18 protein-coding genes are annotated in these 19,383 nt (G+C 74.0%); 9 read left to right on the top strand and 9 right to left on the bottom strand.

Annotated features, from left to right (window positions below; genetic code table 11):
* The 6 genes from ACWEVN_RS35030 to ACWEVN_RS35005 form a co-directional block, all read left to right on the top strand.
* The coding region (locus ACWEVN_RS35030; RefSeq protein ID WP_452054122.1) for an acyl-CoA dehydrogenase family protein at positions 1-162 on the top strand (162 nt) is incomplete at its 5' end.
* Positions 159-1,133 carry a 3-oxoacyl-[acyl-carrier-protein] synthase III C-terminal domain-containing protein gene (locus tag ACWEVN_RS35025; RefSeq protein ID WP_449680804.1) on the top strand — a complete coding sequence of 325 codons (975 nt, stop codon included), beginning with the start codon at positions 159-161 and terminating at the stop codon, positions 1,131-1,133. The genes ACWEVN_RS35030 and ACWEVN_RS35025, both read left to right, overlap by 4 nt.
* Positions 1,134-1,159: 26 nt before the next feature.
* Positions 1,160-2,224, top strand: a complete 1,065-nt coding sequence (locus ACWEVN_RS35020) for an HAD-IIIC family phosphatase (RefSeq protein ID WP_452054121.1) — start codon at positions 1,160-1,162, stop codon at positions 2,222-2,224.
* Entirely contained in the window at positions 2,221-3,780 is a 1,560-nt protein-coding gene (locus ACWEVN_RS35015; protein ID WP_452054120.1) for an amino acid adenylation domain-containing protein, read from the top strand. Before ACWEVN_RS35020 ends, ACWEVN_RS35015 begins: the two co-directional genes overlap by 4 nt.
* A complete protein-coding gene (locus tag ACWEVN_RS35010; protein WP_452054119.1) occupies positions 3,777-5,051 on the top strand; it encodes an MFS transporter in 1,275 nt (424 codons plus the stop codon). Before ACWEVN_RS35015 ends, ACWEVN_RS35010 begins: the two co-directional genes overlap by 4 nt.
* Before the next feature lie 22 nt (positions 5,052-5,073).
* Positions 5,074-6,120: a MupA/Atu3671 family FMN-dependent luciferase-like monooxygenase gene (locus ACWEVN_RS35005; RefSeq protein WP_452054118.1), complete on the top strand. Its 1,047-nt coding sequence runs from the start codon at positions 5,074-5,076 to the stop codon at positions 6,118-6,120.
* Here ACWEVN_RS35005 and ACWEVN_RS35000 read toward each other — a convergent pair.
* The 3 genes from ACWEVN_RS35000 to ACWEVN_RS34990 form a co-directional block, all read right to left on the bottom strand.
* On the bottom strand, positions 6,108-7,067 hold the full coding sequence (locus ACWEVN_RS35000) for a 3-oxoacyl-ACP synthase III family protein (RefSeq protein WP_452054117.1): 960 nt from the start codon (positions 7,065-7,067) through the stop codon (positions 6,108-6,110). The two genes, ACWEVN_RS35005 and ACWEVN_RS35000, sit on opposite strands and share 13 nt — an antisense overlap.
* Before the next feature lie 98 nt (positions 7,068-7,165).
* Complete coding sequence (locus ACWEVN_RS34995) at positions 7,166-7,888, bottom strand: SDR family NAD(P)-dependent oxidoreductase (protein WP_452054116.1); 723 nt, start codon at positions 7,886-7,888, stop codon at positions 7,166-7,168.
* A 41-nt stretch (positions 7,889-7,929) separates the two neighbouring features.
* Entirely contained in the window at positions 7,930-8,991 is a 1,062-nt protein-coding gene (locus ACWEVN_RS34990; RefSeq protein ID WP_452054115.1) for a PucR family transcriptional regulator, read from the bottom strand.
* A gap of 303 nt (positions 8,992-9,294) precedes the next feature.
* On the opposite strand from ACWEVN_RS34990, the gene ACWEVN_RS34985 reads away from it, so the two are divergent.
* A complete protein-coding gene (locus tag ACWEVN_RS34985) occupies positions 9,295-11,547 on the top strand; it encodes an ATP-binding protein (RefSeq protein ID WP_452054114.1) in 2,253 nt (750 codons plus the stop codon).
* A 128-nt stretch (positions 11,548-11,675) separates the two neighbouring features.
* Here ACWEVN_RS34985 and ACWEVN_RS34980 read toward each other — a convergent pair whose 3' ends face one another.
* Positions 11,676-11,999, bottom strand: a complete 324-nt coding sequence (locus ACWEVN_RS34980; RefSeq protein WP_452054113.1) for a DUF6204 family protein — start codon at positions 11,997-11,999, stop codon at positions 11,676-11,678.
* A gap of 249 nt (positions 12,000-12,248) precedes the next feature.
* On the opposite strand from ACWEVN_RS34980, the gene ACWEVN_RS34975 reads away from it, so the two are divergent.
* Positions 12,249-13,145, top strand: coding sequence for an alpha/beta hydrolase (locus ACWEVN_RS34975; RefSeq protein ID WP_449680813.1), 897 nt, complete (start codon positions 12,249-12,251; stop codon positions 13,143-13,145).
* Positions 13,146-13,305: 160 nt separating this feature from the next.
* Positions 13,306-15,153, top strand: coding sequence for a glycoside hydrolase family 5 protein (locus ACWEVN_RS34970; RefSeq protein WP_452054112.1), 1,848 nt, complete (start codon positions 13,306-13,308; stop codon positions 15,151-15,153).
* A gap of 380 nt (positions 15,154-15,533) precedes the next feature.
* Here the strand turns inward: ACWEVN_RS34970 and ACWEVN_RS34965 are convergent, their stop codons facing one another.
* The 5 genes from ACWEVN_RS34965 to ACWEVN_RS34945 form a co-directional block, all read right to left on the bottom strand.
* Positions 15,534-16,688 (bottom strand): DUF6895 family protein, encoded by a 1,155-nt coding sequence (locus ACWEVN_RS34965; RefSeq protein WP_452054111.1) that lies wholly within the window; start codon positions 16,686-16,688, stop codon positions 15,534-15,536.
* The gene (locus ACWEVN_RS34960) at positions 16,685-17,494 is read right to left on the bottom strand and encodes an ABC transporter permease (RefSeq protein ID WP_449680816.1); all 810 of its coding nucleotides are present in this window, start codon (positions 17,492-17,494) and stop codon (positions 16,685-16,687) included. Before ACWEVN_RS34960 ends, ACWEVN_RS34965 begins: the two co-directional genes overlap by 4 nt.
* 11 nt (positions 17,495-17,505) lie before the next feature.
* A complete protein-coding gene (locus tag ACWEVN_RS34955; RefSeq protein ID WP_449680817.1) occupies positions 17,506-18,411 on the bottom strand; it encodes an ABC transporter ATP-binding protein in 906 nt (301 codons plus the stop codon).
* Positions 18,408-18,959: a flavoprotein gene (locus ACWEVN_RS34950; protein ID WP_452054110.1), complete on the bottom strand. Its 552-nt coding sequence runs from the start codon at positions 18,957-18,959 to the stop codon at positions 18,408-18,410. Before ACWEVN_RS34950 ends, ACWEVN_RS34955 begins: the two co-directional genes overlap by 4 nt.
* 10 nt (positions 18,960-18,969) lie before the next feature.
* Positions 18,970-19,383: lanthionine synthetase LanC family protein (locus ACWEVN_RS34945; RefSeq protein WP_452054109.1), on the bottom strand; the 414-nt coding region annotated here is incomplete at its 5' end.

The raw sequence follows: 19,383 nt of genomic DNA, 5'->3' as shown, positions 1-19,383 counted from the left end.
GGCGCGGCCACCGCCGTGCAGCTGCTGGGCTCGGCCGGCGCCCGCGACGGGCACCCGGTCGCGCGCGCCTACCGGGACGCGAAGCTGATGGAAATCATCGAGGGCAGCAACGAGATCAGCGAGCTCGTGCTGGCCGAAGAAGCCCTGCGGACGTGGGCATGACGGGAGCGGACATGATCGGGATCGGCACCGTCCACTGTGTCCTGCCCGAGGACTTCACCGACGTGACGGCACTGTCCGAACTGGACTCCCTGCCGGCCGAGGAAGCCGAGTTCGCCACGGCCAGCGGGGTATCGCGGGTCGGGGTCTTCCCGGAGGCCGACACGGCGGAGTACGCGACCCGGGCCTGCCAGGAACTGCTCAAGGAGACACCGGGCGAACCCGACGTGCTCGTCATGGTCGGCCCGCGGGCGCCGGACGTCCTGCTGGGCTCGGACGTCGGCCGGGTCCAGGACGGCTGCGGGCTGCAGAAGACGTTCTCCTTCACCGTCGACGGGCTCGGGTGCGCGGGCTCGAGCGTGGCATGGGCCCTGGCCCGGGACCTGCTGCTGGCGGATCCGGCGAAGCAGAGCGTCCTGATCACGCACGCGAGCCGCCCGGCCGGCGCCGACCGCGTCCGCTACCCGGTCACCGTGATCGGGGACGGCGCCTACGCCATGACGGTGGTCCGCGGCGGGCGGCCGGAGCTGGTGGCGCACCGGCAGGAGACCGACGGCAGCTTCCACGACCTGTTCCGCGTCGACTACAAGCAGGCGCCCTGGTACGAGTGGCGCGAAGAGTGCTCCTCGCCCGACCGCTACCGGTTCGAGCTCGCCATGCACAGCAGGCTGCGGCTGAGCCGGCTGGTCGACGAGGTGCTCGCCGACGCCGGCCTGGGCAAGGACGGGGTCGCCGCCACGCTGATGCAGAACGTGACCGCGAGTGCGTACGACTTCTACGAAACCCTGCTGGGCCTGCCGATCCACCCGGTGTGCGCCCGGAACCTGGCCGGCTACGGGCACGTCGGCGCGATGGACGTCGTGCTCAACCTCGACGGCCTGCTCCGCTCGGGCGAGGTCTCGGCGGGGGAACACGTGCTGGTGTTGAACAACAGCCCGGTGGCCGCGTGGGCGGTGTCGCTGTGGCGGGTCTGAGCGGGAAGGGAACAGCCGTGACTACGGTGAAGTGCCTGGTCTGGGACCTCGACAACACGTTGTGGCGAGGCACCCTGCTGGAGGACGCCGAGGTCGGCGTGGCCGAGGAGGTCCGCGCGGTGGTGCGCGAGCTGGACGCGCGCGGCATCCTGCAATCGGTGGCCAGCCGCAACGACCACGACCACGCCTGGGAGCGGCTGGAGGCGCTCGGCCTGGCCGAGTACTTCGTGCTGCCGAAGATCGGCTGGGGCCGCAAGTCCGGCTCGGTGCGCGAGATCGCCGACGAGCTGAAGTTCGCGCTCGGCACCATCGCCTTCGTCGACGACCAGCCGGTCGAACGCGCGGAAGTCGCCCACCACCTGCCCGAGGTGCGCTGCTACGACGCCACCGACGTGCCGGAGCTGCTCGGCCGGCCGGAGTTCAGCCCGGCCACCGTCACGGTCGACGCGCGGCGGCGCCGCACGATGTACCAGGCCTCCTTCCGCCGCGACGCCGCCCGCGACCGCTTCGACGGGCCCGACGAGGACTTCCTGCGCTCGCTGGACCTGGAGCTCGGGATCCGCCGGGCGGGGGAGGAGGAGCTCTCCCGCGTCGAGGAACTGACCCTGCGCACCAGCCAGATGAACGCCACCGGCGTGCACTACCCGGACGCCGTGCTGCGCGGCCTGCTCTCCGACGAGCGGCACGAGGTCCTGGTGACCACGCTGACCGACCGGTTCGGCCCGCACGGCGCGGTCGGGGTGCTGCTGGTGGCGAAGGACGCCGGGGCGTGGCACCTCAAGCTGCTCGCGACCTCGTGCCGGGTGGTCTCGTTCGGCGTCGGCGCGATCGTGCTCGGCTGGCTCGCCGACCAGGCCGCGCGGGCCGGGGCGCACCTGGTCGCCGACTTCCGGCCGACCGCGCGGAACCGGATGATGGAGATCGCCTACCGGTTCGCCGGCTACGCCGAAGACCCCTGCGGCTGCCAGGCCGCCCTGGCTCCGGCCGAGGAGGGCGTCCAGCGGCTGCACCTGGTCCCGCGGCGCACGGAACCACCGTCGACGATGAAGGTCACCGCGCCTTCGCTGACCGATGTGGCGGTGACGGCGTGACCCTCTACGAGATCTTCGCCGGCACCGCCGCCCGCACGCCCGACGCCGTGGCGGCCGAAATCGGCACCACCGAACTGACCTACGCGCAGCTGCACCGGTGCGCGCTCGGGCTGGCGGCCCGGATGGTGGCCGAGCACGGCGGTCCGCCGGCCCGGGTGGCGCTGCTGGCCGCGCACACCGTGACGACATTCGCGGGGTACCTGGCCGCCCAGCGGCTCGGCGCCGCCGTCCTGCCGCTGAACCCGGGCTACCCGGTGCGGCGCAACCGGACGGTGTGCGAACTGGCGCGGCCGGACGTGCTGATCGCCGACGAGTCCGGTGCCCCGCAGCTGGCCGGTCTCGCAGACGCGGTCCCGGCCGTGCTGTCCCTCGCCGACGCCGACGTGCTGGCCGGGGCCGGGGAACCACCGCTGCCCGTGCACCCGGCCGACGACGACGCCGTCGCCTACCTGCTGTTCACTTCCGGCTCCACCGGGCGGCCGAAGGGCGTGCCGATCCGCCACCGCAACGTGGTGCCCTACGTCCGGCACAACGTCGAGCGCTTCGCGGTGGGCCCGGGCTGCCGGATGTCGCACACCTTCGACCTGACCTTCGACCCGTCGGTGTACGACCTGTTCGTCACCTGGGCCGGCGGTGCGACCCTGGTCGTGCCGGGCAAGGCGGAGCTGCTCAGCCCGGTCGGCTACCTGGTGGACCGGGCGATCACGCACTGGTTCTCGGTCCCGTCGGTCGTCTCGGTCGGCGACGAGCTCGGCACCCTGCCCAAGGGCCGGGCGACCGGGGTCCGGCACAGCGTGTTCATCGGCGAGCCGCTCACCTACGACCAGGCCGAGAGCTGGCAGGCCGTGGCGCCCGACGCGGTGATCACGAACGTCTACGGCCCGACCGAGCTGACCGTCGCCTGCACCGAGTTCCGGCTCGGCCTCGACCCGCTGAGCTGGCCGCCGACGTCGAACGACACGGTGCCGATCGGCCCGGTCTACGACTTCCTCGACCACGTGGTGCTCGGTGACGACGGGCAGCTCGCCGAAGAGGGCGAGCTGTGCGTGCGGGGGCCGCAGCGGTTCGACGGCTACCTCGACCCGGCCGACGACACCGGGCGCTTCCTGGCCCACGGCCCGGACGGCACGACACCCTACGAAGGCGGTGGCCTGACCCCGCAGCACTACTACCGCACCGGGGACCGCGTCCGGTTCGAGGAAGGCGGGCTGGTGCACCTGGGCCGGCTCGACAACCAGGTGAAGGTGCGCGGCTACCGCGTCGAGCTCGGCGAGATCGAGGCCGCGCTGCGCCGCCACGAGCGGATCGGCCAGGCCGTGGTGCTCGCCCGCCCGGCCGGCGGCGAGATCGTGCTCGTCGGGTTCTACACCGGCGACGAGCAGCCGGCCGGGGAGCTGCGGCGGTGGCTGCGCAAGCACGTCCCGCTGCACATGGTGCCGCGGCGGCTGGTGCACCTGGCCGCGCTGCCGCTCAACGCCAACGGCAAGATCGACCGGCCGGCGCTGCGCGAGCAGCCTGCGTTCACCGGTTTCGAGCTCGAGCCGAGCGGCCGGTGACGGCCGGGACCCGGCTGCGCGCGGCGCTGGCCGAGCTCGTGCCGCCCGCGGGCGTCGTGCGCGTGATCAGCGTCAGCAACCTGGCCAAGACGACCGCGCACGGCATCGTCATGTCCGTCAGCGTCCTGTACTTCACCGGCTCGCTGGGCCTCGCCGCGGCGCAGGTCGGGCTGGCCCTGACCATCGGCGCGCTGGCCGGGATGGTCGTCGCGGTGCCCGCCGGGCACGCGGCCGACCTGCTCGGCCCGCGCAACGCCACGGTCATCGCCCTGTGCGCCCTCGGCGTCACCGCGTGCGGGTACGCGTTCGTCGGCAGCTTCGCCTGGCTCACGGTGACCGCCTGCCTGGTGCTGATGGGCGAGTCCGCGACCGACGCCTCACGCGGCACGCTGGTGGCGGCCGTGGTCCCGCCGGAGGACCGCGTGCGGGCGTGGTCGTACTTCCGCTCCATCGCGAACATCGGCGTCTCCGCGGGCGCGGTGCTCGGCGGGATCGGCCTGTACTTCGACTCGCACACGGGGTACGTCGTGCTGCTCCTGCTCGCCGGGGTGCTGTTCGCCGTCGCCGGGCTCTGCTACCTGCGGGTGCCGAGCGTCGAGCCGGTGGCCCAGCCGGCCGGCGGGCCGCGCCTGCGGGTGCTGCGCGACCGGCCGTACGCGGCGTTCGCTCTGATCAACGCGGTGCTGATCATGAACGGCCCGCTGCTGACGGTCGCGCTGCCGCTGTGGATCGCCCGCCGCACGGCGGCGCCGTCGTCGCTGTTCTCCGCGCTGCTGGTGCTCAACACCGTGTGCGTCGTGCTGTTGCAGGTCCGGGTCAGCAAGGGCGCGGAGAAGCCGCACGGCGGCGCGAAGTCGTTGCGGCGCGCGGGTTTCGTCCTCGCCGTCACCTGCGGGCTCTACGCGTTCGCGGCCGGGCTGCCGGTGTGGGCCGCGGTGCTGGTGCTCGTCTCCGGTGCGCTGGCGCACGTGCTGGGGGAGATGCTGCACAGTGCCGGCGCCTGGTCGCTGGCCTACGGCCTGGCCCCCGACCACGCCCAAGGCCAGTACCAAGGCCTGTTCGGCATGTCGACCCAGCTCGGGTCGACCGTGGCGCCGTTCGCGGTGACCGTGCTCATCATCGGCGGCGGCGCGCCGGGCTGGCTGGCCTTCGGTGCGGTGATGCTGCTGGCCGGGCTGGCCGCGCCCGCCGTCGTCCGCTGGGCCGGCGCCACCGCCGCGGACCGGGCGGCGGTGCCTCTCGGCCCGGCCGCCCCGGCAACCGACAACTGACCGTTCTGGAGGGGATTTCCCGGTGGACTTCAGCCTGTTCTACTTCGCCAACGACAGCACCGCCGAGTCCGGTGACCGCTACGAACTGCTCCTGGAAGGCGCGAAGTTCGCCGACCGCAACGATTTCGCCGCGGTGTGGACGCCGGAACGGCACTTCCACCCCTTCGGCGGGCTCTACCCGAACCCGGCGGTGACCGGGGCCGCGGTGGCCGCGGTGACCGAGCGGGTGGCGATCCGCGCCGGCAGCGTCGTCGCGCCGCTGCACCACCCGGCCCGCATCGCCGAAGAGTGGGCGGTGGTCGACAACATCTCCGGCGGCCGGGTCGGGCTGTCGTTCGCCTCGGGGTGGCACGCGTCGGACTTCGTCCTCAACCCGGACGCCTACCCCGACCGCCGCCGGCTGGTCGTCGACTACGCCGAGCAGGTGCGCGCGCTGTGGCGCGGCGAGGAAATGGCCGGCAAGGACGGCGCCGGCACCCTCCAGCGGTTCCGCACGTATCCGCGCCCGGTGCAGGCGAACCTGCCGATCTGGCTGACCAGCGGCGGCTCGGTGGACACGTTCCGCGCGGCCGGCGCGCTGGGGGCCGGGCTGCTCACGCACCTGCTCGGCCAGGACGTCGGGCAGCTGGCGGAGAAGATCGCCGCGTACCGGGAGGCGGTGGCGCAGCGGCCGGACGCCGACGGCTGGCCCGGGCACGTCGTACTGATGGTGCACACCTTCCTCGGCACCGACGAAGACCGCGTGCGCGACCAGGTCCGCCCCGCCCTGAGCGAGTACATCCGCAGCTCGCTCGGCCTGATCCTGGGTTCGCAGCTCGACGGCAAGCGCCGGGTCGACCCGGCCAAGCTGCCGCCGGACGAGCTGGACTTCCTGGTCGAGCACTCGTTCCGGCGGTACTTCGACGACGGCGGCCTGCTCGGCACCGTTCCCAAGGCGCTCGGCATCGCGCGGCGGCTGGCGGAGACCGGCGTCGACGAGGTGGCCTGCCTGGTCGACTTCGGCCTCGACACGAAGACCGTCCTCGCCGGCTTCGACCACCTCGACGAGCTGCGGCGTCAGCTGCCGTAGCGCAGCGCGGTCACGCCCCAGCTGAACCCCATGCCGCTGCTGGCGACGAGCACCGTGTCCCCCTCGGTGAGGCGGTGCTCGTCGAGCAGGCCGCGCAGGGCGATGAACGGGTCCGACCCGCCCATGTGCCCGAGCCGGTCGTAGTTGAACACCGATTTCTCCCGCGGAATGCCGAGCGTGCCGAGCAGGCGTTCGTGCATGCCGCGGTCGCCCTGGTTCATCAGCAGGAACGCGATTTCCCCGAGCGGCAGCTCGAGTTCGCCGAGGGTTTCGGAAACGAGTTCGACGAAATGGCGGACGTAGGCGTCGCCGAGCCCTTTCCGGTGCCCGCGGCGGCGCATGTAGATCCGGTCGTCGAGGATTTCCCCACGGTAGTAGTCGGCCCAGGCGGGATCGGTCCGCATCGCGGAGTGCACGACCTCGAACCGGACGCCGTGCGCGCCGAGCAGGATGGCCGCGGGCGCGTCGCCGAAGTTGAACAGCGGTTTCGAGTCGGGGTCGGCGTGGTCGACGAGCCCGGCGAGCCGGTCACCGGACAGCACGAGGACGTGCTCGGCGCGGCCGAGGGCGATCTTGTCGGCCGCGAGCTGGACCGCGGTCATGGTGGCGTTGCAGAAGTTGGCGACCTCGAAGCAGTGCGCCCGCCGGATGTCCAGCTCGTCGGCCACCTTGGCGGCCGGCGACCAGAAGGGGACGTCCCATTCGCCGGACCCGGCGTAGAGCACGTACCCGACCTCGCCCGGCTCGACGCCGCTGCGGTCGAGCACCTCCCGGCCGGCGTCCACGGCGAGCTCCCACGCCTGTTCGTGCTCGCCGAGGACCGGAATGGTTTCGGTGTGCGTGATTTCGAGGATTTCCGGCAGCGGCACCCCGGACGCGGACTGCAGATCCGGGACCTTCAGCATGCCGCTCGGAAACCGGACGGAGAAATCGATGATGCCGGGCACCGGCAAGCCCCCTCGGTGTCGATTCGCCTCGCCGTCATCGTAACGCATTCACGCGCGTTTCCGGAATGCTCGCCGCCCGGGGTCCGGGAATCGGCGCGTCAGGGGAACGGAACGCCGGTGTGCCCGGCGAGCGCGTCGAGGAGCCGGTCCTGGAACTCCCGGCCGGCGGCCGCCGGATGCCGGTCGGCGTGCCGCCGGTGGTGCCAGTAGCCGCCGCTGGTGCGGGCTTCCGGATCGTCGGAGGTCGCGAGCCAGACCTGGGTCATGGCTCCTTCGCGCAGGTCGTCGGGGGCACCCGCGCCGCCCATCCGGGTCGGGACCCAGCCGGGGTCGACGGCGTTGCTGAGCACCCGCGCCCACCGGCGCGCGACGGCGGCGGCGAGCGTGGTGACCAGCAGCTTGCTGTCCGAATAGGACCCGGTCGGACGCGCCCCGGACCAGTCGAGGCCGGCCAGTTCGGCCCGGCCGCCGCGGTGCATGCCGCTGCTGAGGTAGACCAGGCGCCCGGGCGGGCCGACGAGGGCGGTGAGCAGGTAGGGCGCGACGACGTTGACCGGAAGGATCGTGGCGCCGGTCATGACGCCGGCGTTGTGGATCACGGCGTCCACCGGCCCGAGGCGGTTCACCTGCTCGGCGACGTCCCGGGTCTCCCCGGCGTCGGCGAGGTCGCCGAGGACGACGTCGGCGCCACGGGCGGCGAGGTCGTCCAGGCGCCCGGCGCCCCGCCCGTGGGCGACGACGTGGTGGCCGTCGGCGAGCAGCTCTTCGGCGGTGAGGCGGCCCAGACCCTGGGTGGCGCCGGTGACGAGGATCCGGGCCATCGGCTCAGGCGCCCGGTTCGGTGTCGGTCATGCCGTCGAGCCTATTCGCCGGCGAGTTTCCTCGCGCGCAGGGCGATCTCGAGGGTGAGGCGTTCGGCCGGGTCGGACAGCCGGCTGCCGAAGAGGTCGGTGAGCAGGCGCAGGCGGTGGCGGACGGTCTGGGGGTGCACGCCGAGCAGCCGCGCGATCTCGGGGGCGCTGCCGCCGGTGCTGACGAGGGCGAGGAGTGTGTCGGCCGCCTTGGTGCGCTGGGTGGGGGTGAGCGCGTCGAGCGGGGCGAGCGCCCGGTCGGCCAGGGTCGTGGTGAGGAAGGCGTCGGCCAGCAGCCAGTGGGTGGTCAGGTGATCCGCCCAGTGGGTGACCGGCCGGTCGGGCAGGACGCCGTCGTGGACCAGCTCCAGGGTGCGGCGGGCCCAGTGCAGCGACTTCGCCGCGTCGGCCAGGGGCACCCGCGGCCCGACGGCGGCCCGGGCGCCGAAGGGGCCGGGTGCGGTGCCGTCCGGGAGCAGCAGCCGCGGTTCCGGGGCATCCAGGTCGGCGAGCACGGGCGCGCCGGGAGCGGCCGCGCCCGGGTCCAGGGCGACGAGGACGACGTGCTCCGGAAGGGGCCACCGGGCGGCCCAGGACAGGGCCTCGAGGTCCGCGGCACCGATGAGGATCGCGTCGAGCAGCAGCTTGCCGCCGGGGTCACCGGCGTCGCGGGCCCGGGCGTAACCGGCGCTCGTCAGCCGGGAAAGGGCTTCGACGCCGGAGAAAAGCGCCGCCGCGCAAGCGCAGACGACGGCGGAGGGCGGCTTGCCCAGCGCGGCCAGCGCACGGCGGCTCCCGGCACTGCAGGCCCGGACCACACGCTGGGCATCGTGCCCCGCGGCGAACTCGGCGGCGCCCAGCTGCCGGAACAGGTCCGCATCGGCACCGTCCCAGCCGGCGTCGTCCCCGGTGAGCGTCCGGTGCAGGTTGACGGCCACGAACCGCCAGGCCCGGCCGTCCCGGGCGGTCGGGTGCCCGGGCACGGCCCGCCGGAGCTCGGCGAGCACGGCGTCGGTCATCAGGCGGGCCACCGGCCAGGTCCAGGCGGGGGCTTCGACGGCGGCGCGGGTCACTGGTGCCGCCTGTGGCCGGGGAGCGGGGTGCGGTCGTGGGGCCGGCGGCCAGGCGCGGCCGCGCGGGTCACCGGTGCCGCCTGCGGCCGGGGACCGGGGTGCGGTCGCGGAACGGCGAAGCACCCGCCGCGACCCTAAGCGCAACTGCCACAACACTGTGGCGCTTCCAGGGCATTTCGAGCCTCCTCGAGCCGGACGCCGGTGATCATCACCGGCCCAGCCCGCACGCCGCATCGGGGAAATCCGGTATTTGCCGCCGCGCGGCTACGTACGCGGTCGCCCGGTGCCGGTGGCTCGGTTAGATTGATCGAGTTCCCGACTGCGAGGTGCCCACTGACGTCCACGCCCGAGCCCGCCCTGCCGGCCGAGCTGACCAGCTACGTCGGCCGACGGCGGGAGGGCGCCGAAGTCCGCAGGCTGCTCGGTGACGCGCGGCTGGTGACGCTCACCGGCCCCGGCGGGGTCGGCAAGACCCGGCTCGCGGTGCGGGTCGCGGCGGACGTCGCCGCCGGTTTTCCCGGCGGTGTCGTGTTCGCCGGGCTCGCCGAGGTGCGCGATGGGGCGCTGGTGGCGAACGTCGTCGCGGATCGGCTCGGGCTGCACGGGCGGCCGGGCCTGGCTCCGGACCGGCTGGTCGTCGACCACCTCCGGCCGCGGACGGTGCTGCTGGTGCTGGACAACTGCGAGCACGTCGTCGGCGCCTGCGCGGAGTTCGCCGCCACCCTGCTGGCCGAGTGCCCGCACGTCGTCGTCCTGGCCACCAGCCGGCAGTCGCTGGCGGTACCCGGCGAGCAGGTGCTGCCGGTGCCGCCCCTGGAAGCGGCCGACGCCGTGCGGCTCTTCCGCGACCGGGCCGCCCGGATCTGGCCCGCCGCCCTGCCCGCCGGCCCGGACTCCGAGCGCGTCCTGGACGAGCTGTGTGCGCGCCTCGACGGGCTCCCGCTGGCGATCGAGCTCGCCGCGGCCCGGATCCGCTCGCTGTCCCCGCGGCAGATCGCCGATCGGCTGGCCGACCGGCTCGGCCTGTTGAGATCCGGCCTCCCCGGCGCGCCGGAACGGCAGCAGACGCTGCGGTCCGCGATCGACTGGAGCCACGAGCTGTGCTCGCCGGCCGAGAAGGAGGTCTGGGCGCGAGCGTCGGTCTTCGCCGGATCCTTCGACCTCGACGCGGCCGCGTACGTGTGCGACGTCCCGCCGGACGAGGTGCTCGAGCTGGTCGACGGCCTGCTCGACAAGTCGGTGCTCGTCCGGCGGCAGGACGACGACGTGGTCCGCTACCGGCTGCTGGAGTCCCTGCGGGAGTACGGGCAGGAACGCCTGGAGCGGTCGGGCGAGCGCGAGCGGGTGGCGCGGCGGCACGCGGAGTGGTTCGACCGGCTGACCGCGCGCGCCGAAGCCGGGTGGGTGAGCGGCCGGCAGCAGCGCCTGCTCGCCGGCCTGACCCGCGACCACGCGAACCTGCGGGCCGCGCTGGACCGGTCACTGTCCACTTCGGACGAAGTGGGCGTCGCCCTGCGGATCGCCGCGCGCCCGTCCGAGTACTGGCTGCTGCGCGGGCTGGCTGCCGAAGCGAAGAGCTGGCTCACCCGCGCGCTCGCGCTGGCCGCGCCCGGGCACCCCGACCGCGGCCGGGCGTTGTGCGTGTGCGCGCTGTACACGCTGTGGCTGGGCGACGTCGGCGACGCGGAGCGGCTGGTGGCCGAGGCCGAAGCCCTCGACGACGACCCCGTGCTGCACGCGCGCGTCCTGCACGTGCGCAGTTTCGTGGCGATGCTGACCAACCGGCCGGGCTCGGCGGGGCTCGCGGCCGAGACCGCCGCGGCCTTCCGCGAGCACGGACTGGTGCGCGACGAACTGCACCCGCTGTTCATCCACGGTGTTTCGGTGGCCTACCGCGACCGCAACCTCGAGACCGCGCACGGCGCGCTGCGCCGCATGCGCGAGCTCACCGGCGAGGACGAGCTGTTCTACCGCGCGATGTCCTTGTTCGGGGAAGCGGTCGTGGAGGTCGAGTTCGGCGACGCCGCGGCGGCGGCCCGGGCGGCCACCGAAGCGCTCCGGCTCGACGTGCGCCTCGGCGACCTGCAGGGCCGCGCCTACCGGCTCGACACACTGGCCTGGATCGCCGACCGGGCGGGTGAGCACGCGCGGGCCGCCACGTTGTTCGGCATCGCGGCGGCGAACTGGGAGCGGATCGGCACGGCACCCGAGTTCGCGGTCGCCATCCCGCACGGCACGCACATCGCGAACACCCGCGCCGCCCTCGGCAACGCCCGGTTCGAAAAGGCGTTCGCCACCGGCCGCGCCATGGCCGGCGACGAGGCTGACCGCTTCGCCCTGGACCTGCGGGCGCCGTCGCCGAAGCAGCCGTCGCCGCTGTCCGGCCGCGAAGGGGAGGTCGCGCAGCTCGTCGCCCGAGGGCTGACCAGCCGCGAGATCGCGGCCGCGCTGGTCATCTCGCCGCGCACCGCCGAGACGCACATCCAGCACATCCTGGCCAAGCTGGGGTTCGGGAACCGGGCGCAGATCGCGGCCTGGGTGGCCCGCCGGGAGTGAGCCCCGGCGATCGTCCTGAAGTGACGATCAGGCGTGCTCATCGCCGCCCCGCACGACGGGAGACCGGGGATGGTGGTACCCGGACCGTGGGTGGCAGGTCCGGCCCGCCACCCGCTTTCCGGCCGGCCTCAGCGGCGCGCGGTCCGGACGTCGTCCAGGCTGGTCGAGCTCACCGTGAGGTCACGGTAGGGATAGCCCTCGCGGTCGAGCAGGTCCATCGCCCGCAGTTCGGCGTCGTCGTGCGCCCGCTGCGCAGCCCCGGCCCCCGCGGCGACCTCGACCAGGACCCGGAAACCGAACCCGCCCAGGTGCCGGCTGTAGGTCAGCGTGCCCGGTTCGCCGAACGACAGGCCGGAGAGGTCGTCGTCGGTGGCGTTGGCCAGCAGTTTTTCGCGGACGGCCTCGCTCGGCCGGTCGAACTTCCCCCGGACGAGCACGCGGTAGGTCGGCATGCGCGTCAGGGTACCGAAGCAGCCGCCGGGGACTGGCCGATTTTCCTCGCGCGCGCGTATGCAGTCCTCAGTGGACAGTCAAACACTCCAATTCGGATAGACAAGACAACCGGTACAGCAAGGCATTTTCCCCTCTGTCAGAAGGAAACATAGGGGTACCCAAGTTGGGGGAACGCCATCACCAGGCGGGTTTGCGCGCTAATGTGAGGCCATGATCACGACGACGCAGACCACGATCGGGGCAGTGCGGTGAAACTCGCCGAGATCGCTCCCGAACTCCGTCCTCGAGCCGACCGGCTCCCGCGCGTGCCGCTGGAGGAAGCCGGGGTGCTGCCGCGGATTCGCGCCGCGACCGCGCAGATCCAGCCGGTCGAGGTGGCGGGCGTGGACGTCGAAAGCACGCCGGGGTGGCGGGTGCACCGCCCGCGGGTCGCGCGGCCCGGGCGCACCCTCCTGTGGATCCACGGCGGCGGCTTCGTCGTCGGCCGTGCGGCGCAGGACGACCGGCTCTGCGGGGAAACGGCGCGGGAGCTCGGCATCACGGTGGTGTCCGTGGAGTACCGGCTCGCCCCGGACGCGCCGTACCCGGCCGCGCTCGACGACTGCCACGCGGCCTGGACCTGGGCCCGCGACCAGACCGGCGGGCCGGACGGGGTCGTCGTCGGCGGGCAGAGCGCCGGTGGCGCGCTCGCGGCCGCGCTGGTCCAGCGCCTCTGCGACCGCGGCGAGCGGCCGCACGCGCAGTGGCTGCTGTGCCCGATGCTCGACGACCGCACCGCCGCCCGCCGCGAGCTCGACGACCGCAACCACCGCGGCTGGGACAACCGCCTCAACCGCTTCGGCTGGCGGTCCTACCTCGGCACCGAACCGGGCGCCCCGGACGTGCCGTCCTACGCCGTACCGGCCCGCCGCGAAGACCTCGCCGGGCTGCCCCCGGCGTGGATCGGCGTGGGCGACATCGACCTGCTCCACGACGAGTCCGCCGCGTACGCCCACCGGCTGCGCGAGGCGGGGGTCGACGCCACGCTGCACGTGGTCCCCGGCGCACCCCACGGCTTCGAGGCGTGGGCGCCCGACACCGCCGTGACGCGGGACTACCTGGCCGCCGCCCGAGCCTGGCTGGGTGACCGCACCCCGACCCCCTGAACCGGACACGCCGGCCCCTGTCCCACGGGCGCGCCGACCGCGAGACTCCACTGTGGACGGATCGGGCCGGCCGCCACGGTGAGCGGGCCGGCGGCTCGGCCGCCCGATCACCTCCTTATGGCCCTTACCCGGCGGGCCGCGAGTTGGTTGACTCACTCGCGTGAGGATCTTTGGTGTGCTGCTCACCGTCCTGCTCGCCACCGCCGGCGTCGTCGTGCCCCTCGCGCGGGCCGCCGAGCCGGGCCCGCCGTCCTGGACCGGGCCGCTCAGCACCCGCGGCCGGTACATCGTCGACGCGCACGGCGACCGCTTCAAGCTGAAGGCCGCCAACTGGCACGGCGCGAGCGGCACGTGGACCGGCTCCGGCGACGTGACCGATCCGGCGAACCACCACGCCGGCGAGCTCGCCTACCAGACCCCGCTCGGGCTCGACCGCGCGTCGATCGACACGGTGATCGACGGGCTCGCGCAGCTCGGCCTCAACAGCGTCCGGCTGCAGTTCTCCAACGCGATGCTCCACGACACCCGGCCGGTCCCGGACCTGGCCGCCAACCCGGACCTGCGCGGCCTCACCCCGCTGCAGGTCTACGACCGCGTCGTCGACCGGCTGACCGCGCGCGGGTTCGCCGTCATCCTCAACAACCACACCACGACCTCGCGCTGGTGCTGCGGGCTCGACGGCAACGAACGCTGGAACACCGCGCAGACCGAGCAGCAGTGGCAGGACGACTGGCTGTTCATGGCGCGCCGCTACGCCGCGAACAAGCGCGTCGTCGGCGCCGACCTCTACAACGAGGTCCGCCGCAACACCTTCGACGACCCCAACTGGGGCTGGGGCAACGGCACCGACTGGCAGCGCGCGAGCCAGCAGGTCGCCGACCGCATCCTCACCGAGGCGAACCGCGACCTGCTGATCTTCGTCGAGGGCATCAACTGGACCGGGCTGCCGATTGACGGCTTCCCGCACGGCCGCCCGACCCTCGAACCCGCCCGGACGCTGTCGCACACGCTCGTCGACTCGGGCAAGCTCGTCTATTCGGCGCACTTCTACGGCTACACCGGGCCCAACCACTCCGGCGCGACCGGCATCGGCGAGACGCACGACCCACGCTACCGCGACCTCTCGCTCCAGGACCTGCGGGACACCCTGTACCGGCAGGCGTTCTTCGTCTCGGCCGACACCGGCAAGCACTACACCGCGCCGCTGTGGATCAGCGAATTCGGCGAGGGCCGCAACACCACCGACCCGGCGTCGCGCGCGTTCTTCGAGAACTTCGTGAACTACCTGGCCGAGACGGACACCGACTTCGCCTACTGGCCCGCGGTCGGGTTCCAGGCCAACGGCTCCGGTGACGGCTGGGCCCTGCTCGAGTACGACGCCGCGGGGCACCGCATCGACGTGCTCGACGGCACGGACTGGCGCGGCTCCGCGTGGCGGCGGCTGATCGCCGCGCCGTCCCGGACCGGGCCGATCCCGGACGACGCGGCGCGCTGGTCGATGCTCAACCTCGACTACGGCGACTTCCAGGAGTCACGCCAGGTGCGCGCGCTGCCGGACTGGAACCCGGGCGCCCGCAAGGGCGCCTGCCCCGACGGCCGGCGGCTCGCGGGCCTGGCCCACACCGGCAACCGCGGCCTGTGCACCGGAGCCCTCCCGGCGCCCACCGGGTACGTCGTGGTCCGCGACGAGGCGTTCGTCGACACCGACTGGGCATCCGGCTACACGAAGACGCAGTGCCCGCCCGACTCGGCGGTCGTCGGGTACAGCGTCCAGGGCGCGGCGTTCTCGGCGGTGTTGTGCGGCCGGTCGGCGACCCCGCTGGGCCGCACGGGCCGAACGGTGTGGTTCGACCGGGGCGACAACCGCCCTGCCGGCGACCCCGGCGGCGACTTCGCGACCGGGAACTACAAGGGCCAGTGCGCACCGGGGGAGTACGTCGCCGGTGTCGCCTACACGGGCCGGATCGGCTCGGGCCGGACGCCGGACGCCGTGTTCTGCCGGTCTTAGCCCGACGGCGTCGCCCGGCCGGGCTCGTCGTGAAGCGGTCTGCGGAGGCTCTGGTTTGAACCGGCCGCGGACCTGGGCCACCCGATATCGCCGCGCAGGCTCCACCGGGTGACTTGCCCCCAGTCTGGCCCGGCTGGGGCCGGTCCGGCCAGGGGCGAAGGGCCTGGGGCCGGTCGGCCACCCGATCGGGTGATGTTCGCTGGGGGGTGGAGTTCGGCCCGCTGGGCCGGCCGGGTCCGGGCGCCGCGGCCAGTGCAGGCCCGCGAGTGACCGAGAATCTGCCCGGTTGGCAGAACTCGCAACCACGGTCAGCGGGGCTCGCCTTCGACCGAGGCGGGCGAGCCGGCCGCGACCAGATCCGGCGGCTCGACCAACCGCGATCAGCGGGGCTCGCCTTCGAGCGAGCCGGCCGCGACCAGATCCGGCGGCTCGAACCCCGGCAGCCCCGCCCGTTCGCAAGCCTCGAGTGCCGCGAGGCACGAGGCCGTCAGGACGGCGTCCGCCGGGATGCCGAAGCTGCCGTCGGGTTGGCGTTGGGCCCGCAGCCGGTGGGCCGCCGCCGTGATCACCTGTCCCCGCCGGCCCGACTCGGCCGCCTGTTGCAGCACCCTGGCCGTCCTTCCCAAGTCGTTGCGGCGAAGGGCGATGACCAGCTCCTCGGCCGGCTCCATCTCCACCCCGCGCGGTTCGGGCGGGCCGCTCCAAGGGGCGGCGAGGGCGAGTTCCGTGACGATCGTCGTGTGGTAGCACGTCCCGAACAGGTACGCCTCGGCCTTCCGGCCCGTCAGCCGCGCCAAGACCGCCGGGTCGTGGACGGGTCCGGCCACCGCTCCGTCCTCCCTGGCCGCCGTGGCCAGCCGGTGGCGGGCCGGGCCGAGGGCGTCCGGGCCGCCGGTCAGGAGGGCCGCGTGGAACAGTTCCGCGCCCAGGTCGAGGTCGTCGTCGGCGAGGCAGGCCGCCAGCAGCAGGCGGGCCGTCCTCGCCGGCTCCGGGGCCTCCGGCAGCGGTGCGTCGCCGAACGCCGTCGCGTAGAAGACCGCGTGGGTCAGCGCGTAGCACTCGTTCGCCGTCAGCCGGAACGGGTCGAAGTGCTGGCCCGCCCGCCAGCGGTCGTAGAGCTCGCTCACCGGTGGCAGCCCGGGGTTCGCCAGCCCGCCCAGATCGGTCACGTACCGCAGTTCCAGCGCCGCCACCCCGTCCAGGGTGGGCCGGATCCCGCTGTCGAGCAGGGCCTGCGCGGCCGACAGCAGCCGCGGCCGCGGGACGCCGAGGCGGTGCATCAGCACCAGCACCCAGACGTGGTAGGTGAAGTGGGCGTCCCCCCGGTACAGCCCGGCGCGGAACTCCGGGGCCGACGTCAGCCGGTCCGCCAGTTCGAGGGCGGGCCCGGTGACGGCGAGGCCGGGGACGCGCTCGCACAGCAGGAGGAGTTCGAGGAGCGGGCCGGCGGGGAACGGCCGGGCCGGCAGCTGTTCGTTCCAGACGCGCGGATCGAACCACTCGAGGTGCGCTTCGAGCCACTCCGGCGCGCTCACCGGCCCACCCGCAGCCGCAGGACCACCCCGAAGACCAGCGTCAGGCCCCCGACGACGGCCACGTCCAGCCACCACGGCAAGGCCCCGCTCGAGGAGACCAGCAGCTGCCGGACGCCGTCGACGGCATACGTCATCGGGTTGACCTTCAGCGCGGCGGACAGCCAGGCCGGCCCGCTGTCCGGCCGGAACACCGAGCCGGACAGGAACAGCAGCGGGTACATCGCCAGCTGGACCGCCGACTGCAGGGTCTGGACGCGGGTGATCACCGTCGCCAGGAACGCGCCGAACACGCCGAACGCCGCGCCGGTGGCGGTGAAGGCCGCCACCCCGGCGAGGTAGGACCACGGCGTCAGCCGCAGGTCCACCACCGGCGCGAAGGCCAGCATGATCGCGCTCTGCGCCCCGGCCGTCACCGCCGTCGCGAGGACCTTGCCGAGCGGCAGGCACAGCCGCGGCACCGGTGCCACGAGCATCTCCCGCAGCGCGCCGTACTCCCGGTCGAAGGCGTAGCTCAAGCCCGAGCTCACCCCGAGCGTGACGACCTGGATGGCGATGATCCCCGGGAAGACGTACGCGCTGAACGGGACGCCGTCGACCGCGGCGATCATCCCGTCGAACCCGACCGCGTAGACGAGCAGGAAGAACACCACCTGCACGGCCTGGGCCACCAGCGAGCCGGGGTGGCGGAACTGGCGGTAGAGGTCGCGGCCGGCGACCACCGCCAGCGCGCGGCCGATCTCCGTCCACGGCGCGGCCGCGGGCTCGGGCGCCGTCGTGGCGCGCACGGGCACGTCCTGCAGAGTCATGGTTCCCGCCTTCAGGCCTCGGTGGTGGCGAAGTAGACGTCGTCCAGCGAGGGCTCCCGCAGCGCCACCTCGGTGACCGGGACGGTCACGGCGCGGACGACCTCGGCGATCCGCCGCTCCGGCCGCGCGCACCGCACCAGCACCCCGTCCGGCCCGGCCGCGGCGTCGAACCCGGCGCGGACGAGCTCGGCGGCCGCCGCCGGATCGTCCGAAGTGGACAGCAGCAGCGCGGTGGCGGCCAGCTCCTCCTTGAGGACCGCGGGAGCGCCGCTGCGGACCTTCCGTCCGTTGTGGAGGATCGCGACGCTGTCGGCGAGCTCGGCCTCGGCGAGGTAGTGGGTCGCGTACAGCACGGTCACCCGCTCGTCGTCGCGCAACCGCGCCAGGTCCGCCCACACCGCGCGCCGGACCTCGGGGTCGAGGCCGGTGGTCGGCTCGTCGAGGAGCAGCAGCCCGGGGGAGTGCAGCAGCGCCCGGGCGATCTCCAGCCGCCGCGCGAGCCCGCCGGAGAGCTCCTCGACCGGGTCCCGCCGCCGGTCGGCGAGGCCGAACCGGTCCAGCACCTCGCCGATGCGGGCCCGGGCCCGCGCCCGGGACAGGCCGAAGAGGCGGGCGTGGAACCAGAGGTTGCGCTCCACCGGCAGGTCGGTGTCCAGGGTCTGCTCCTGGAACACCATGCCGATCCGGCGCCGCGCGGCGACCGGCTCGGCCGTCACGTCGTGCCCGAACACCTCGATCCGCCCGCGGTCCGGCGCCACCGCCGTGGACAGGGCCTTGAGGAGGGTGGACTTCCCGGCCCCGTTCGGGCCGAGCAGCGCGACGATCTCCCCGGGGCGCGCGCCCAGCGAAACGCCGTCGACGGCGTACCGCCCGCCGTAGCGGACTTCCAGGTCCCGGACGTCGAACGCGGGCGTCACGCGGACATCTCCGCCACGGTGCGGAGCCGGTCCAGCAGGACGTCGGCCGGGGGCACCACGATGCTCGGCACGATCGCGCGGCTCGCCACTTCGTAGGCGGTGCACGGGATCGGGTCGACGACGTCGTAGCCGTCCGCGCGCAGCTGCGCCACGTTCCGCTGGACGGCCGGGCGCTGCCACATGACCGGGTTCATCGCCGGGGCGAAGGTGACCGGGCAGTCCGCGGCCAGCACCGTGGTGGTGAGCAGGGTGGGGGCCAGGCCGTGCGCGACCGTGCCGAGCAGGTTCGCGGTGGCCGGCAGGACCAGCGCGTGATCGGCCCACCGCCCGAGGGCGACGTGCCCGCCCGCCGGGTCGGCTTCGGTGCAGACGCGGTCGCACAGCACGGAAAGCGCGGCCGCGGGCAGGAAACGCTCCGCGGCCGGGGTGAGCACCGCGACGATCTGGTGCACCCCCGCGGCGCGGAAGGCGTGCAGGTAGGCGGGCAGGCTCAGCACGGCGACCGAGCCGCTCACGCCGAGCAGGAGTTTCTCCGGCGGACCGGGCATCGCGACCTCCTCAGGCCAGCATCAGGGCGGTGTCCCACGCACCGGCCGCGGGCAGCAGGGCGCAGGCCACGCCGGCCGCGCCTTCGAGCATCCCGGCTACGTCCAGGCGCCGGTGCGCGGTGGCGTCCTGCCAGCCCCGCGGCGAGTCCGGGACGAGGTGCGGGAAGACGAACGCGGCGTCCGGGTCGGCGAACGACAGGACCCGGGTGGTCAGCCGGGCGCAGCCGTCGAGCAGCACCGGGTCGCCCGACGCGGTGCCGACGCGGCGCACCACCTGCAGCAGCCCGGCGTAGCCGTGGCAGACGGTGGGGCCGTCGAGCCGCCATTCGCGCTCGTCCCGGGCCAGCACCGCGCGCAGCGCACCGACGGCGGCGTCGCACCAGCCCGGCTCGCCGAGCGCGCCCCCGGCCCGGTGCAGGGCGGC

It is taken from the genome of Amycolatopsis sp. NPDC003861, from assembly GCF_053605405.1.
Note: the sequence above shows the minus strand (reverse complement) of the source record. Positions and strands in the feature narration are given on the sequence as shown.